Source organism: Egicoccus sp. AB-alg6-2 (assembly GCF_041821025.1).
Taxonomy (GTDB): domain Bacteria; phylum Actinomycetota; class Nitriliruptoria; order Nitriliruptorales; family Nitriliruptoraceae; genus Egicoccus.
This window is the reverse complement of record NZ_JBGUAY010000001.1, coordinates 20978-35658: the sequence shown is the minus strand read 5'-3', so window position 1 is coordinate 35658 and position 14681 is coordinate 20978. Positions and strand designations below refer to the sequence as shown.

General features: G+C 71.7%; 14 protein-coding genes. 4 read left to right on the top strand and 10 right to left on the bottom strand.

Going from position 1 to position 14681, the window contains the following annotated elements:
* Positions 1–21: 21 nt before the first annotated feature.
* Together ACERMF_RS00170 and ACERMF_RS00165 are read right to left on the bottom strand one after the other, a co-directional pair.
* Complete coding sequence (locus tag ACERMF_RS00170) at positions 22–966, bottom strand: hypothetical protein (protein WP_373666989.1); 945 nt, start codon at positions 964–966, stop codon at positions 22–24.
* Positions 956–1747, bottom strand: coding sequence for a hypothetical protein (locus ACERMF_RS00165; protein ID WP_373666988.1), 792 nt, complete (start codon positions 1745–1747; stop codon positions 956–958). Before ACERMF_RS00165 ends, ACERMF_RS00170 begins: the two co-directional genes overlap by 11 nt.
* Positions 1748–2012: 265 nt before the next feature.
* Here ACERMF_RS00165 and ACERMF_RS00160 point away from each other — a divergent pair, with 265 nt between their 5' ends.
* Together ACERMF_RS00160 and ACERMF_RS00155 are read left to right on the top strand one after the other, a co-directional pair.
* Positions 2013–3200 carry a sensor histidine kinase gene (locus tag ACERMF_RS00160; RefSeq protein ID WP_373666987.1) on the top strand — a complete coding sequence of 396 codons (1188 nt, stop codon included), beginning with the start codon at positions 2013–2015 and terminating at the stop codon, positions 3198–3200.
* A gap of 2 nt (positions 3201–3202) precedes the next feature.
* Positions 3203–3859: a response regulator gene (locus ACERMF_RS00155; protein WP_373666986.1), complete on the top strand. Its 657-nt coding sequence runs from the start codon at positions 3203–3205 to the stop codon at positions 3857–3859.
* Positions 3860–3874: 15 nt separating this feature from the next.
* Here ACERMF_RS00155 and ACERMF_RS00150 read toward each other — a convergent pair whose 3' ends face one another.
* The 4 genes from ACERMF_RS00150 to ACERMF_RS00135 form a co-directional block, all read right to left on the bottom strand.
* On the bottom strand, positions 3875–4663 hold the full coding sequence (locus ACERMF_RS00150; protein WP_373666985.1) for a methyltransferase domain-containing protein: 789 nt from the start codon (positions 4661–4663) through the stop codon (positions 3875–3877).
* A 44-nt stretch (positions 4664–4707) separates the two neighbouring features.
* Positions 4708–5283 carry an OsmC family protein gene (locus ACERMF_RS00145; protein WP_373666984.1) on the bottom strand — a complete coding sequence of 192 codons (576 nt, stop codon included), beginning with the start codon at positions 5281–5283 and terminating at the stop codon, positions 4708–4710.
* A gap of 206 nt (positions 5284–5489) precedes the next feature.
* Positions 5490–8087, bottom strand: a complete 2598-nt coding sequence (locus ACERMF_RS00140) for an AAA family ATPase (protein ID WP_373666983.1) — start codon at positions 8085–8087, stop codon at positions 5490–5492.
* Positions 8088–8176: 89 nt separating this feature from the next.
* Positions 8177–8776, bottom strand: coding sequence for a hypothetical protein (locus ACERMF_RS00135; RefSeq protein WP_373666982.1), 600 nt, complete (start codon positions 8774–8776; stop codon positions 8177–8179).
* A gap of 217 nt (positions 8777–8993) precedes the next feature.
* On the opposite strand from ACERMF_RS00135, the gene ACERMF_RS00130 reads away from it, so the two are divergent.
* Entirely contained in the window at positions 8994–10121 is a 1128-nt protein-coding gene (locus tag ACERMF_RS00130) for a sensor histidine kinase (RefSeq protein WP_373666981.1), read from the top strand.
* Complete coding sequence (locus ACERMF_RS00125) at positions 10118–10795, top strand: response regulator (RefSeq protein WP_373666980.1); 678 nt, start codon at positions 10118–10120, stop codon at positions 10793–10795. Before ACERMF_RS00130 ends, ACERMF_RS00125 begins: the two co-directional genes overlap by 4 nt.
* Positions 10796–10824: 29 nt before the next feature.
* On the opposite strand, the gene ACERMF_RS00120 is transcribed toward ACERMF_RS00125, so the two are convergent.
* Genes ACERMF_RS00120 through ACERMF_RS00105 form a run of 4 tightly spaced genes read right to left on the bottom strand, consistent with a single transcriptional unit; the run spans position 10825 to position 14676 of the window.
* Positions 10825–11754, bottom strand: coding sequence for a siderophore-interacting protein (locus tag ACERMF_RS00120; RefSeq protein WP_373666979.1), 930 nt, complete (start codon positions 11752–11754; stop codon positions 10825–10827).
* Positions 11751–12584 carry an ABC transporter ATP-binding protein gene (locus ACERMF_RS00115; RefSeq protein WP_373666978.1) on the bottom strand — a complete coding sequence of 278 codons (834 nt, stop codon included), beginning with the start codon at positions 12582–12584 and terminating at the stop codon, positions 11751–11753. The genes ACERMF_RS00120 and ACERMF_RS00115 overlap by 4 nt, the downstream gene beginning before the upstream one ends.
* The gene (locus tag ACERMF_RS00110) at positions 12581–13615 is read right to left on the bottom strand and encodes a FecCD family ABC transporter permease (protein ID WP_373666977.1); all 1035 of its coding nucleotides are present in this window, start codon (positions 13613–13615) and stop codon (positions 12581–12583) included. The genes ACERMF_RS00115 and ACERMF_RS00110 overlap by 4 nt, the downstream gene beginning before the upstream one ends.
* Positions 13612–14676 (bottom strand): FecCD family ABC transporter permease, encoded by a 1065-nt coding sequence (locus tag ACERMF_RS00105; protein ID WP_373666976.1) that lies wholly within the window; start codon positions 14674–14676, stop codon positions 13612–13614. The genes ACERMF_RS00110 and ACERMF_RS00105 overlap by 4 nt, the downstream gene beginning before the upstream one ends.
* Positions 14677–14681: the final 5 nt, after the last annotated feature.

Here is a 14681-nt window from a genome sequence, read left to right as displayed (position 1 = left end):
CGCCGCCCACGCGCGGCGGGATCAGCGTCGATCGCGCACGAACTCGAACCGGACGCTGCCGTCGTCGGGCAGCGCGACGACGACGCCGTGGCGGCGCTCGAAGCCGTCCGAGAGCAGGAACACGCGCTCGCCGATCCGGTCGAGCAGTCGCAGGCCGTCGTAGCGGTACAGGCCCGCGGGCGCCGGTTGCGTGGGGGCATCACCGTCGGTGTCGGGCGCCGCAATCTCGGCGTCCCCGTCCTCCGGTGCGACCCGTTGCTCGCTGACGCCGGGGGCGTCGATGGCGAGGCGCGCCGGGCTGTAGACGACCACGCTCGGCAGCTCGTCGACGCCCTCCATCAACTCCACGGCGAGGCGGACGCCGCGGAAGGTGGCATAGTTGGTGACCGCCCAGAACAGGCTCAGCACGACGATGATGCCGACGAGCGTCTTCGCAAGCTCGCTCTGGCCGGTCGAGCGCTCGACGCGATGGGGCACGTCCGCGAGCGACGCGCGCAGGTCGATCGCGTAGGCGGACAGGAGAACGCCGCCCCCGAAGCTGAGCGGAAAGCCGAACAGCCCGAAACGTGGCCACAGCCGACCCAGGCCGTACACCGTCACGGGCAGCAGCAGCCAGGCGAGGGCGAGGACCCTGGTGGTGCGCCGCAGGGCCGGCCACGCGGCATCGACCGCGAGCCGGTGGCGGATCCGTCCGTCGATCCAGATCCAACCGAGCCCGGCGAAGGCGCCGACCCCGATCGGCACGAACAGCGCGTCGACGCTGCGGAGCACGTAGTCGACCGTCGACATCCCGAAGATGCTCACGTCCACGCCGAGGACGCGCGACTGGGTCTCCGCCCGCTTCCACCCGAAGTACACCAGCAGGCCCGTCAGCACCGTGACGTTCGCTCCGAGCGACACCAGGTGCTTGCGGAGCTCCGCGTTGCCCGCTCCGTTCGCGCTCAACGTGGCGACGTCACGGTGCATCACCGGTGACGTCGGCCCCGGTGCCCTCGCCGTCCTCGACGCTCTCGCCGTCCTCGACGCTCTCGGTCGGACCGACCTCCGCCGACGCTCCCGCCTCGTCGACGCCCGCGGTTCCGGGCTCGGTCGTGGTTCCGTCCTCGGACGGCTCGGACGGGTCGACGACTTCGTCGTCCGTCGGCGCGTCGAAGCGAAGCTCCTCGAGTGCACAGGGGCCTGCACCCGGGTCCACCATGCGGATGACGGCATCCCAGACGTTGCAGACGCGTGAGTGCAGCGGCTGCTCGACGGCGAAACTCCACTCGTGTTGCCGCGCGCGTTCGTAGCTGGCGCGTCCGCCGGCCCGGTCGCCGGCACACAACCGTGCACCCGCTTCGAACAGATGGACGCTGCGTTCGCCGGTGCCGAACGACGAGGGATCGAACCAACCCTGGGCCGGGTCGAGCAGCGCGGCACAGCTCCGCGGATCGAGGTCGTCCAGGATCTTGTAGATCGGATCCTCGTTGACCGAGGGCGAGCCGGGGCCGGCAGGCGGGAGTGCCCAGTCGATCTCGTCGAAGGGATCGCCCTCGTCACCGCGCGCGGCGGGGTCAGCGGCGTCGGCGGCGTCGGTGGATCCGGTGGAGTCGGTGGCGTCGCCGCGGTCACCGCCCTCGGTCCGGCGTTCCTCGTCGGATGCGGACTCGTCCGCCTCGCGCGGGGAGGCCGTCACCCGCGCCTCCTGCTCGCCGGCATCCAGGACCGGTGCGGCGCGGCAGGAGACGGCGAGGACCAGCAGGAGCATCGACGCGCCCCGTCCAGAACGAGCAGACATGGCAGTCCCCGCCGTCCGGTGGTGCCCCTCGCGTCACGTCGAAAACCGGTCCGCCGTGCGGACGCGGCGAACCGGCGCTGGCGCGAACGCTTCCACCGGTCACCATCCGCCGACTTGTCACCCGCGTCAATGATCCGTCCGCAACGCGGAGGGCGCAGGAGGGCGTCAGGCCGCGAGCGCGGATCTCATGCTTCCGGCTGAGCCGTGACCGCCCTGCCGTCCCTACGCTGCGTCCATGGTCGGTCACGGCATCTCGGCGTTCTGGGACGAACCGCGTCCCACGTATGCGCCCGCCCGCGTGTGGCGCGACTGGGCCCTCGTCGGCGCGGTCGCGGTCGCGTCGGTCGTCGAGGTGGGGGTCCGCGAGGATCGGACCGGACTGCCGGTCGCCCTGGCGGTCAGCGCCGTGGTCGGCCTCACCCTGCTGTGGCGGCGCACTCGCCCCCTTGCCGCCGTCGCGGTCGCGTTCGGCACGCTCATCGTGTTCGACGTGGCACGGATCTTCGTGATGGAGGCGAGTGGGCTGGCCAGCATCGCGGCGGTGCTCGTGCTGCCCTATGCGCTGTGCCGTTGGGCGTCAGGCCGCGAAGCGGGTATCGGGCTCGTGGTCATCATCGCCTGGCTCGGGATCACCCATGTCGCGGACCCGACGAGTGTGGCCGAGGTGGTGGCCGGGTACGGGTTCTTCCTGTGCTCGGCGGCGGTGGGCGCCTCCATCCGGTTCCACGACACCACCCGCCAGCGCGACGTCGAGCAGGCGAGGCTCCGGCAACGACACGACCTGGCCCGCGACCTGCACGACGCCGTCGGCCACCACGTGTCGGGCATCGTCCTCCAGGCCCAGGCCGGACGCGCGCTGGCGGACAACGACCCCGAGCGCGCACTGACGGTGCTCGCCACCATCGAGGAAGCCGCCTCCCGGGCGTTGGAGGAGATGCGCGCCGTCGTCGGCGTCCTGCGTGACGGCAACGGACCGGATCTCGCCCCCCAGCCGGACGTGCACCACCTCGAACAGCTCGCCCGTCACGACGGCTCGCCACGCATCGAGGTGGCCCGCTGCGGCGACTTCGCCGACCTGCCGCAGCCCGTCGGTGTCGCCCTGTACCGCATCGCCCAGGAGGCGGTCACCAACGCGACCCGCCATGCGCACAACGCCACGCGCGTGACCATCGAGGTCACCGACAGGCTCGGCGAGGTGCGCCTGACCGTCCGCGACGACGGCGATCCGGTGGCGGTGCGCCACCCGACGACCGGGCCGGGGTTCGGCCTCGTCGGCATGCGCGAGCGCGCCGCGCTGCTCGGCGGCACGGTCCATGCCGGCCCCGCTCCCGACCGTGGCTGGATCGTGGACGCGACGCTGCCGCGGCGGACTCGGGCCGTGGACCCCGCGGATGCCGCGGATGCCGCCGAGCGGTCGGTGTAGACGTGGCCATCCGCGTGCTCATCGCCGACGACCAGGACATCGTGCGGGCCGGGCTGGCCATGCTCCTCGGCGCCCAGCCCGACATCGAGGTCGTCGGCGAGGCCGCCGACGGTCTGCACGCCGTCACCCTCGCCCGTGAGCTGCGGCCCGACGTGTGCCTGTTCGACATCCGCATGCCGTACCTCGACGGCATCGAGGCCACCCGGCAGCTCGCGGGTCCCGGTGTCGGTGAACCGCTCGCGATCGTCGTCATCACCACCTTCGACCTCGACGAGTACGTCCACGGCGCGTTGAAGGCCGGCGCCCGCGGATTCCTGCTCAAGGACGCCGGCCCCGCACTGCTGACCCAGGCCATCCACGCTGCCGCGCGAGGTGACGCCCTGATCGCCCCGAACATCACGGTGCGGTTGCTCGCGACCTTCGCCGACGCCCACACCGGTCCGCCGCCGGCACCGCCCGTCGAGCCGCTCACCCCCCGGGAGGAGGAGCTGTTGGTCCGTGTCGCGCGTGGGCGAACCAACCGCGAGATCGCCGACGAACTCCACATCAGCATCAGCACGGTCAAGACCCATCTCGCGGCCCTGATGCGCAAGCTCTCGGCACGCAACCGCGTCGAGATCGCGATGTGGGCCCACGAGACCGGCCGGCTCCGCGTCTGAGGTGGAGGCGGGACCTCAGCGGCCTTCTTCCTTCCGGGCCAGGACGGAGACACTCTTGACGCCGAAGGTGTCACTGGCGCCTCGCGCCTGGTCGGAGAGGAACTGGTACGGGTTGCTCTTGGTCAGTGCGACGTGCAGGCCCGCGCCTTCCATCGCCTGTTGGTAGGCACGCTGCTGCGGCGCACCGCCGATGCAGGATGCCCACAGATCCACGTTGGAGACGATGGCCTCGGTCAGCGGTACGTCCGTGACGATGTCGGCGATCGCCAGTGCGCCGCCGGGGCGCAGCACGCGGGCGGCCTCGGCGAACACCGTGTCCTTCTCGGGCGCGAGGTTGATGACGCCGTTGGAGATGACGACGTCGAAGCTCGCTTCCTCGAACGGCAGGTGCTCGATGCGGCCCTGCTGGAACGTGACGTTGCCGATGTCGTGTTCCGCGCGCAGACGCTCGGCCTTCGCCAACTGCTCGTCGGTCATGTCGATGCCGACGACGCGTCCGTCGCTCCCGACCTGCTGCGCCGCGAAGAAGGCGTCCATGCCGGCGCCCGAGCCCAGATCGAGCACCTCGAGGCCCGGTTCGAGCCGGGCGAGGTCGAAGAAGTAGCCGACCCCGGCGAAGGACTCGATCGCACCATGGGGGAGCAGGTCGAGGGTCTCTGGCGGATACCCGAGGCGTTCGGCGAGTGGCCGCCCGGTCTCGAAGTGGAACTCGTCGTGCGGGGCCTCCGCAACCGCCCGATACATGGCCTTGACCTTGACGAGCAGTTCCTCGGGGTCGATCGGTGTGGGGGTGGCGGCAGTCATGCGCTCCTCCTCGTCTCGTTGGCGCTCCGTGCGCCGCTCAGCGATCAGACGACCTCGAGCGTCGTCTCGATCTCCACCGGGTTGGCGAGCGAGTCGCGCACCGGCGAGGTGTCCTGCACGTAGCGGCACAGCTCCTCGAGCTGTTCCGGGGTGGCGTTGGGGCTGGAGACCCGGCCCGTCGCGCGGACACGGGAGAGCCCGGGCCGGGCGCCCTCGAGACCGAGGAACGCGCGCACGTCGAAGTCGCCTTCGATCTCGTACTCCATGCGGGTGATCTCGATGCCCTTGGCGGCCGCATTCGCCACGTAGCCGACCGCGTAGCAGAAGGCGAGTCCCTGCAGGAGCAGTTCGACGGCGTTGGGGCCCTTGTTGGCACCCAGCAGAACGGGTGGCTCGTCTCCGTGGAGGACGAAGGAGGCCGCTCGGCTCTCGTCCTCGGCGCCGGCGTGTGTGAACGTGCCGATGTGGCCGACGTTGTAGGTGCCGTCCTGCCAGGTGCTACGGGCACGGAACGTGAACGTCGCCAGGCTCGGGTCGTCGCCGATCGCTTCGATGGTCTCGACCAGCCGGCTCAGGTCGATCCCGTTGTCCGTGCTTCGGGTGTTCGTCGTGGTGGTCACGGTCGGTTCTCCTTCATGGTCTGGTCTGCGCTCGCACGCATCGATGGCCACACCGCCGACCGCAACGCGCAACGCCCCACGCCTCGTGTGGCTCGCTCCGGCGGTCGCGACGTGTACGACGACCCTACGAAGGGCGGTCTGCGGTGCCATCGGTGCCCGTACCCAGATCGGCTTTGCACCGCACGGGTTTTTCGGCGATCGCAGCCCTAGGTGATGCCGAGGTCGGCGCAACGCGCGACGGCCTCCGCGCGCGACGACACGCCGAGCTTGGTGAAGATTCCCGCCACGTGATGCTCGACGGTTCGGGGCGAGATGTGCAGCAGTTCCGCGATCCGCGCGTTGCCGTGTCCGCGCCGTACCTCACGCAGCACCTCGAGCTGTCGTCCGGTCAGCTGCGCGGGGTTGGCCTGCGTGGCCGCGAGCGGGCCGCGGGGAACGGGCAAGCCGACCTCGTGCAGACGGCGACAGACCCGCTCTTCCAGCGGGACGGCATCGAGCGAGCGTGCGATGGCCAGGGCTTCGGTCAAAGCTTCCGCGGTGTCGAGCAACGACAGCATCAGGGCGCGGTCGTGGTGCCACCCCACCGCCCCGAATGCATCCGCCGCGCCCTGCCAGTCACCGGCGATCATCGCCGCGTGCGGTGCCGGGGCCTTGCCCGAGAACAGCGTCGATATCCCGCACACGGACGCCCAGCCAGCGATCCTGCCAGCGCCACAGCCCGCCGCGAGTGCCTGGCTCCCGACGATGTCGGCCACCTCAGCGAACCGCTCGATGGGAAGCGGCGCGTCGCACGTCAGCGCCCGTTCGATCTGCAACTCGAGCACCGGTCCGATCCGGCTCAACTTGCCCGTTCGGTCTGCCGCGACGGCGACGCGACGGAGCCACTCGTCGATGTCGCCCTCGCCACGGCGCACGGCGAACTCGGTGCGCACCATCCTGGCTTGCTGTTCGGCGATGGTTCCTGGCGAGACCGTGCGGATGTCGTCGGTCGGTAGGCGGCTCAGCGCCCGCCCGGAACGACCGGCACGCAGGTCGAGCCAGGACAGCAACCCGTCGACGAAGGTCGCCATGCCGTCCAACTCGTGCTCTCTGGCGTACGCGCTGCTCTGCTCGGCGTGTGTCCGCGCCAGATCCGGCTTCACCCACAGCAGGTTGATGTACGCCAGCGCGACGAGCGAGAAGACCGCCTGCTCATGGAGACGCGCTCGGCAGGCGACCTCCAGGCCCTCCAGCACGGGATCGACGTTGTCGATGTCGAGCTGCAGCTGCGCGCCGCCGATCGCGCCAATGGCACGGGCCCGGATCTCCGGATCCGATCCGGCGAGCTGCATCGCCCGCTGCCCCCAACGCAGCGCTTCGTCGGCGCGGCTGGCGAGCATGCTCAGTTCAGCCGACTGGGCGTACGCGCGGGCGAGCTCGAGGGGTGCCCCCGACGCCTCGAGGCTCCGCACCCCCGCACACGCATCGCGCCACGCCGCCTGACCGTCGCCCCCGAACCAGTGGAGATGGGCACGGAAGCTCGAGCAACGACCGTGCGCCGCCGTGTCCCCGAGCTGCTCCGCCAGATCGATGGCGCGCGACACGGCTGCGATCGCCTCGTCGAGGTGGCCGGTCAGCCAGGCGCTGTGCGCGAGCTCCTCGAACAGCGCCGCCTGCTCCACTGCCGATCGTCGTTCGACGGCGAGATCCGCCGTCCGCTGGTAGTGCGCGAACGCCTCGCGGTTCGCCCCGGTCGCGGCCGCGTGACGGGCGGCGAGCAGCGCGTGCCCCGCGACCACCTCCGTGTCGCCCGCGCCCTCCGCGTGGTGCACGACCTCCGCCGGATCGGCGTCGACCTGCAGCAGGGCATCGAGGATGCGCCGGTGCAGGAGGCGACGGCGGCCGTACGGAAGGCTGGAGCGGATCGCCGCCCGGGTGAGTTCATGTCGGAACCGCACGTACTCCGCATCGCTCGTCAGCAGGCGGCGTCGCTCGGCCGGCGCGGCGGCGGCGACCCACTCGGGTTCGGCGAGATCGAGCAGGCGGATGGGCACGCGTCCAGGCACCACCGAGATCAGCTCCAGCAGGGCGCGGGCCGGGGCGTCCAGACGAGCCACCCGGCCAAGCACCGCGTTGGCAAGTGACGGCGGCGGTGGTTCCGTGCCGTGCGCCAGCAGTTCCATCACGAAGAAGGGATTGCCACGGGTCAACTCGTAGATCCGCTCGGTGTCGTCCCCGGCGAGCTGTTCGACGGCGGCACGCGAAAGCGGCGCGAGCTCGACGTGGAACGTGGTCGTGCGCTGCATGGCGTCGATGGCCGGGCGCAGCGGGTCGTCCGGCTCCAGTTCGCCCGGCCGGAGCGTGAGGACCAGCAGCACCGGTAGCTCCCGCAGGCGCCTGGCGACGACGGTGAGCGCATCGACCGTGGCCTGATCCGCCCAGTGGACGTCCTCGAGGGCCAGGACCGTCGGCGTCGGCCCGGCACGGAGCTCGCGAAGCAGCCGCGTGGCGAACTCACCGGGGATGCTCCCTCCACCGAGGGTTTCGGCGAGATCCGGCGAGAGCGCGTCCGCGAGGTCGCGGAACGGACCCAGCGGGCGCGGGATGGCCAGGTCGTCACAGAGGCCGACCAACACCCGAGCCGAGCGGTCGCGCTCGCGCGCGAAATGCGAGAGCAGCGCCGACTTCCCGATACCCGGTTCACCGCTGATCAGTACCAGCGAGCCCCGCCCACGCCGTGCCTCCTCGAGCGCAGCATCCAGCGCACGAAGCGGCGCCTCGCGCTCCAACAGCTCGTGCGTGCTTCTCGCCGTGATCGGCGTCACCACCCGACGGCGACATGGCCGGCTCTTTCGAGTCTAAGCCGGCCACGTCGAGATCGAAACCGACCGCAACGACCAGCCGACGTGACGGCTCAGACCTCGACGCGGACGGGGTGGTGCATCGTGATCTGCCGGTCGGCGCGCGCGGCGACGATGCTGACGGCGACGGCGAGGAGGAAGAACCGGGTGGGCAGCGGCGTGAAGCACACGACCGACCCGGCGACGAGCCAGCGGGCGTCGGCCGCGGTGAGTCGCTGCTGCCGTCGCATCGAGATGGTCCAGGCCAGGGCTCCGGCACCCAGGGTGCCGTAGGACAGCAGGAACCCGGCCAGCACCGACGGGTGCGCCTGCTCGAGCAACGCGGGCGCATGCGCGGCCAGAACCGGCAGGGTGAAGACCATGTCCCACATGCCGCCCGCGGCGAGGACGCCGCCGGCCAGCATCACCAGGAACGGGATGTCGCCGCGGCGGACGGTGTCACCGGCGCCCCGGCCGACGTGCAGGCCGACCGTGCCGATGACCAACGCCACGCCAGCGAGCAGGCCCGCGACGGCGCCCGCCGTTCCGACCGGGTTGAGCATGCCCGGGCTGGTGACTTCCGCGCCGATCACCAGCACCACCGACGCGATGGCGAGCGGACCGGCCCACATCGCGACGGAACGACAGCGGGCGGGCAGTGACGTGGCGTTCATGGCGGCTCCTCGAGTTCATCGGTGTCCGGCCGCCGGGCGACGGCCATCCGACGAGGACGCTACGGACGCTCGGGTCCGGCTCCCTCGGTCCCCGGTGCGGAACACGCCGTCCTCGCGGCCGAACCAACTCCTCCTCGAGAAGGACCCCGGGAGCACGGCGCGGTCGTATTCTCGACCGATGGGTGCACTGGTGGGTCCTTCACGCAGGGTGGACCCCGTGCTGCGCGCATGGTGGCCGGTACCGCTGGTGCTCGTGCTGGACCAGATCACGCCGGGGATGGCGGGCGTGGGCACGTTGGCGCCACTACCGGCCGCGCTGTTCTCCCTCGGTCACGCCGTGCCGCTGCGCTGGCGGGGGACCCGGCCGGTCCTGGTCGCTGCCGCGGTGGTCTCGACGTCGCTGCTCCAGGCGCTGTCGACCGGGCCGACCCTGGCGTTCGGCTCCTGGGTGGCACTCATGGTGGCCGTGTTCGCCGTCGCCAACGGCGCACGACGGGCGGTGGCGGCGGGCACCCTGGCGGGGGTGCTCGCCGTGGTCGGCATCATCGCCGCCTTGACCGAGCCGGAAGCTCCGCTCGTCGACGCGGTGTTTCCGATCGTCTACTTCGGTGGAGCGTGGGCTGCCGGCCGTCTGGTCCGCAGTCGTCGCCTCGCCGCGGTGCGACTTGCCGCACTGGCCGACTCGCTGGCTCGGGAGCGTGAGGAGACGGCGAGGTTGGCCGTCGCCGCCGCGCGTGGCCGCATGTCCCGTGAGGTCCACGACATCGTGGCGCACTCGCTGGGAATCATCGTGCTGCAGGCCGAAGCCGCGGACGCGCTCCTCGAGCGTGATGCCGCCGCGGTCCGCCGTCCGCTGACCATCATCCAGGACACCGGTCGCCAGGCCCTGGACGAGCTACGGCGCATGCTCGACCTGCTGGGCGCCGACGACGGCACGAGCCCGCTGCCCGGCCTGGTCGACGTGCCCGATCTGGTCGCCGGGTTCGTGCGGGTCGGACTCCCGGTGGCGCTGGAGGTGAACGGCGATCTCGACGCGGCGCCGCCTGGCCTGGGACTGACTGTGTACCGGTTGGTGCAGGAGTCGCTGACCAACGTGCTCAAGCACACCGACGCCGCCGGATGCACCGTCGCCGTGACGGTCGGCCCTGCGCTGGTCGAGGTGGTCGTCGCCGACACCGGGCCACGACGCTCCGACGGCCCGGCGGTCACGGGCAGTGGGCGTGGACTCGTGGGGATGCGCGAGCGCGTCGAGTCCTTCGACGGCGAGCTTCTCTGCGGTCCGACCGCCGATGGCGGGTTCGAGGTGACCGCGCGGCTGCCGTTGGTCTCGGAGGCGGTCGTGTGATCCGGCTGGTGTTGGCCGACGACCAGGAGCTGGTCCGCGAGGGACTGCGCACCATCCTCGGGTCCGAGCCCGACCTCGAGGTGGTCGGGGAGGCCGCCGACGGCGACGAAGCCGTGCGACAGGCACGCCTGCTGCGTCCGGACCTGGTGGTCATCGACGTCCGCATGCCGGGCACCGACGGGCTCCAGGCGACCCGGACGCTGCTGGAAGCCAACGGCTGGCGACCCCGCGTGCTCGTGCTCACGACCTTCGACCTCGACGAGTACGTGTTCGAGGCGCTGCGGGCCGGTGCCAGCGGTTTCGCACTCAAGTCGGCGCCCCGGCACCAGCTCGTCGCCGCGATCCGGATGGCCGCCGAGGGCGACCTGGCGTTGGCCCCGGCGGTCACCCGCCGGCTGGTCGAGCGCTTCGGCGCCACCGAGGTGCGCCCGACGCTGCCGGCAACACTCACGGTCCGGGAAGCCGAGGTCCTCGAGCTCGTGGCGCGTGGCCTCTCCAACGCCGAGATCGCCGCCCATCTGCACCTCGCGACGACCACGGTCAAGACCCACCTGAGCAGCCTGTTGCTCAAGTTGCGGGTTCGCGACCGCATCCAGCTCGTCATCACCGCCTACGAGCACGGCATCGTCGCGCCCGGCGCCGACCGACCCGACCGATCGGGTCGGCCGTCGTGATCGTCGAGCACGACGACCGCTGCGGCTACTCACTCGCCCACGGCGAGGCTCTTCCGCCAGTAGCCCATGAAGGCCACCTGGTTGCGTCCCATACCGAGATCGCGGACCAGCTGCCGGCGCAGCTGCGCGACCAGGTGGCACTCACCCGCGATCCAGGCGTACAGGCCGGGGATTCCTCCCGTCGTGGGGGTGAGGTCGTCGCCGGCGGCTGAGTACGTCGGCGTCTCCCACACCGTCTCGTGCGCGTCTTCGTCGACGATCTGGCCCGGTTTCGCCGTCGCCCGGTGACCGAGGTGGGCGAGCACGGCCGGAATGAGTTCGTGGCCAACGTCGGTGCCGTTGCGTGGGAGCCAATGGAGATCGATGCCCGACGGCCTCCGGACCTCGAGCACGTCGTCGTCCCGTGGCACCTCGCAGAACGCGGCGCCGGTCGTCTCGCCGGGGAGGTCCTCCAGAATGCGGGAGAGCGCGGGCACCCCGGTCTCGTCCGCGGCGAACAGCAGCCGGGTGGCGTCCCCAGGGGCGAACTCGATGCCCCCGAAGGGATGGCCCCGGCGTGGCGCCAACAGCAACACCTGGTCGCCGACGGCGGCGGTACTCGCCCAGGTGGACGCCGGCCCGGTGGACCCGGGAGCGAGGTGGAGCACGAAGTCGACGACCAGACGGGTCTTCGTGCCGGTGCCGTGCACGTCCCGAACCGAATAGGTGCGCAGCGCACCGCGCTCCGACTCGGGCAGGGCGAGCCATACCGCGTACCAGTCGGCGCCGGCAGGGGCGAGGTCGGGCAGCACCCCGGAGGCGGGCGGGAAGACGATCTTGATGCGCTGGTCGTACCACGGACCGTCGACGCCGATGTCGGCGAGCTCCGGCCCGCCGAACTCGACGCGCACGTAGCTGGGGGACGGCGACGAGACGGCCGTGACGCGAACGGCGGCCAGGACGAAGGGTGCCACGGTCACGAGATCCGCTCCAGCCTGGTCGAGCCCTGCGGCTTGACGTGATGGCGGCCGATGGGGAGCACCAACGGCTTGCCGGTGACCGGGTCCGCGATGACCGAGCCCCGCATCCCGAACACCGCTCGCACGTTCGACTCGGTCAGCACCTCGTGGGGGTCACCCGCCGCGTAGATGCCACCGTCGGCGACCGCGATGAGGTGGTCGGCGTACCGGGCGGCGAGGTTGAGGTCATGGAGGACCATCACGATCGTGGTGCCGCGATCGCGGTTGAGGTCGGTGAGCAGGTCGAGCACCTCGATCTGATGGTTGACGTCGAGGAACGTGGTCGGCTCGTCGAGCAGCAGGATGTCGGTCTCCTGCGCGAGCGCCATGGCGATCCACACCCGCTGCCGTTGCCCGCCCGACAGTTCGTCGACCGGACGGTGCGCCAGGTCCATGGTGCCGGTGGCGGTGAGAGCGGCACCGACCGCGGCTTCGTCGGCCGCGCTCCACCTCGACATCAGTCGCCGATGCGGGTGGCGGCCCCGCGCCACCAGATCGCCGACCACGATGCCCTCTGGGGCGATCGGGGTCTGTGGCAGCAGGCCGAGGGTGCGCGCGACCTGGCGCGTCGACAGGCGATGGAGGTCGTGACCGTCCAGGACGACGCTGCCCGCCGCGGGCGCCAGCAGTCGTGACAACGCGCGCAGGATGGTGGACTTGCCGCACGCGTTGGCGCCGACGATGACGTTGATCCGGCCGCAGGGCACGTCGAAGTCGAGTGCTTCCACGACCGTCCGGTCGCCGTAGGCGAGCGTGGCCGCCCGGGTGGCGAGGGCGTGTTCGTCGGTCACAGGGACGCTCCGGATCGATTGATGCGCACGAGCAGGTAGACGAGGTAGGGGGCGCCGAGGGCCCCGGTGACGACCCCGACCGGGTAGCGGGCGCCGAAGGCGTACTGACCGGCGAGGTCGGCAAGCAGCACCAGGAGCGCGCCGACCAGTGCCGACGGCACGGTGAGCGACCCTCCCGCACCGACCAGGCGCGCCGCGATCGGTCCGGAGAGGAAGGCCACGAAGGCCACGGGGCCGGCGGCTGCGGTGGCGAACGCGATCAGTGCCACGGCGGCGAGGATGGTCAGCAGCCGCGTGCGTTCGGTGCGTACGCCCAGTGCGGCGGCGGTGTCGTCCCCGAGCCGCATGGCCTGCAGGTCGGTCGTCCGTGCCAGCAGCATCGGCATCGCGACGGCGACAGCCAGCAGCAGCGGGAGCACGTCGCTCCAGGTCGCGCCGTTGAGGCTGCCGGTCAGCCATCGCATCGCGACCTGCAGGTCCCAACTCGCCGCGCGCAGGAGCACGTAGGCGACGACGCTGTCCAGCATCGCCGAGATGCCGATCCCGATCAGGATCAACCGGGTTCCGACGACGCCGTCCTTGAACGACAGCACGTAGATCACCGCGGCCGTGAGCAGGGCGGCCACAACCGCGACGAGCGACACCATGCCCCGATCGAGCCGCAGGACGAGCAGCCCGAACACGGCCGCGGCACTGGCACCCGAACTGATGCCGATGATGTCGGGGGCCGCCAGCGGGTTGCGGAGCAGGGTCTGGAAGGTGACCCCGGCCGCGCCGAACGCCGCCCCTGCCAGCAGCGCGAGGGTGGCCCGGGGCAGCCGCAGGACGCCGACGGCGAAGCTCGCCCCCGGGACCGTCTCCCCCGTGACGACGCGAACCACGTCGGCCAGGGGATAGAAGGTGTTGCCGACCATCAGGCTGATGACGAACACGACCGCGGCGAGGGCCGCCAGCGCGACACTCCGGCCGGCACGGTGGCGGGCCCGGCGGATCCGCTCGCGCGCGATCGGGCCGGCCGCGACGCCGGTCACAGCGCCCTCGGCTTCTGTCGGCGCACGATGGCGATGAACACGGGAGCCCCGAGCAGCGCCGTGACGATGCCGACGTCGACCTCCTCCGGTCGAGCGACCACCCGACCGAGGACGTCGGCCGCGGTCAACAGGCCCGCCCCGACCAGTGCCGCGGACGGCAACGACCAGCGGTGGTCGAGCCCCACCAACAGCCGGCACAGGTGCGGGACCACGAGGCCGACGAAGCCGATGGGGCCGGCCACCGCAGTCGCCGCACCACACAGGATCACGGCCCCCGCGGCGGCGAACAGTCGGGTCGTCGCGACCCGCTCACCGAGGCCGGCCGCGAGGTCGTCGCCCAGGGCCAGGGAGTTGAGCCCTCCTGCCGCAGCGAGGCAGACGAGCCCCCCGACGAGCACAAACGGCACGAGCAGCCCGATCTTCGCGAAGCTCGCACCACCGACCCCGCCGATCTGCCAGAACCGGAACGCCTGCATGACGTCGATACGGGGCAGCAGGATCGCGCTGACCATCGACGTGAACGCGGCTGACGTGGCGGCGCCGGCCAGCGCCAGCTTCAGCGGTGTCGCGCCGCCGCGACCCAGCGAGCCGACGGCATAGACGAAGACCGCCGACGCCGTGGCGCCGGCGATCGCCAGCCAGATGGTGGCGAACGGGGAGGAGACGCCGAAGAAGGCCAGGCCGACGACCACGGCGAGCGCGGCCCCGGGACTGATTCCCAGGATGGCGGGATCCGCCAGCGGGTTGCGCGTCACGCCCTGCAGCACGGTGCCGGCCAGACCGAGCGCGGCACCGACCAGGAGCGCGAGGATCGTCCGGGGGATGCGTTTGAGCACGGCCGCCTGCGCGATGCCGTCCTCGGTCCCCGTGAACGCGCTGCCGATCTCCGCCAGGCCCACCACGCGGGTCCCGAAGGCCACCGACGCCACCACGATGGCGGCCGTGGCGACGAGCGCCAGCGTCAACCAGGCCAGCCGCGGTCCGACGACCAACCGGACCTCGGCGTCGCGCGCCGCGACCCCGGGCGGCGTCACCTCGCCCGGGACGACCCCGTGCGGCATCGCCG

Excerpts from the sequence above, each read along its gene's own strand:
- ACERMF_RS00170 (WP_373666989.1), bottom strand. The coding sequence starts at position 966 with ATGCACCGTGACGTCGCCACGTTGAGCGCGAACGGAGCGGGCAACGCG.
- ACERMF_RS00165 (WP_373666988.1), bottom strand. The coding sequence starts at position 1,747 with ATGCTCCTGCTGGTCCTCGCCGTCTCCTGCCGCGCCGCACCGGTCCTG.
- ACERMF_RS00160 (WP_373666987.1), top strand. The coding sequence starts at position 2,013 with ATGGTCGGTCACGGCATCTCGGCGTTCTGGGACGAACCGCGTCCCACG.
- ACERMF_RS00150 (WP_373666985.1), bottom strand. The coding sequence starts at position 4,663 with ATGACTGCCGCCACCCCCACACCGATCGACCCCGAGGAACTGCTCGTC.
- ACERMF_RS00135 (WP_373666982.1), bottom strand. The coding sequence starts at position 8,776 with ATGAACGCCACGTCACTGCCCGCCCGCTGTCGTTCCGTCGCGATGTGG.
- ACERMF_RS00105 (WP_373666976.1), bottom strand. The coding sequence starts at position 14,676 with ATGCCGCACGGGGTCGTCCCGGGCGAGGTGACGCCGCCCGGGGTCGCG.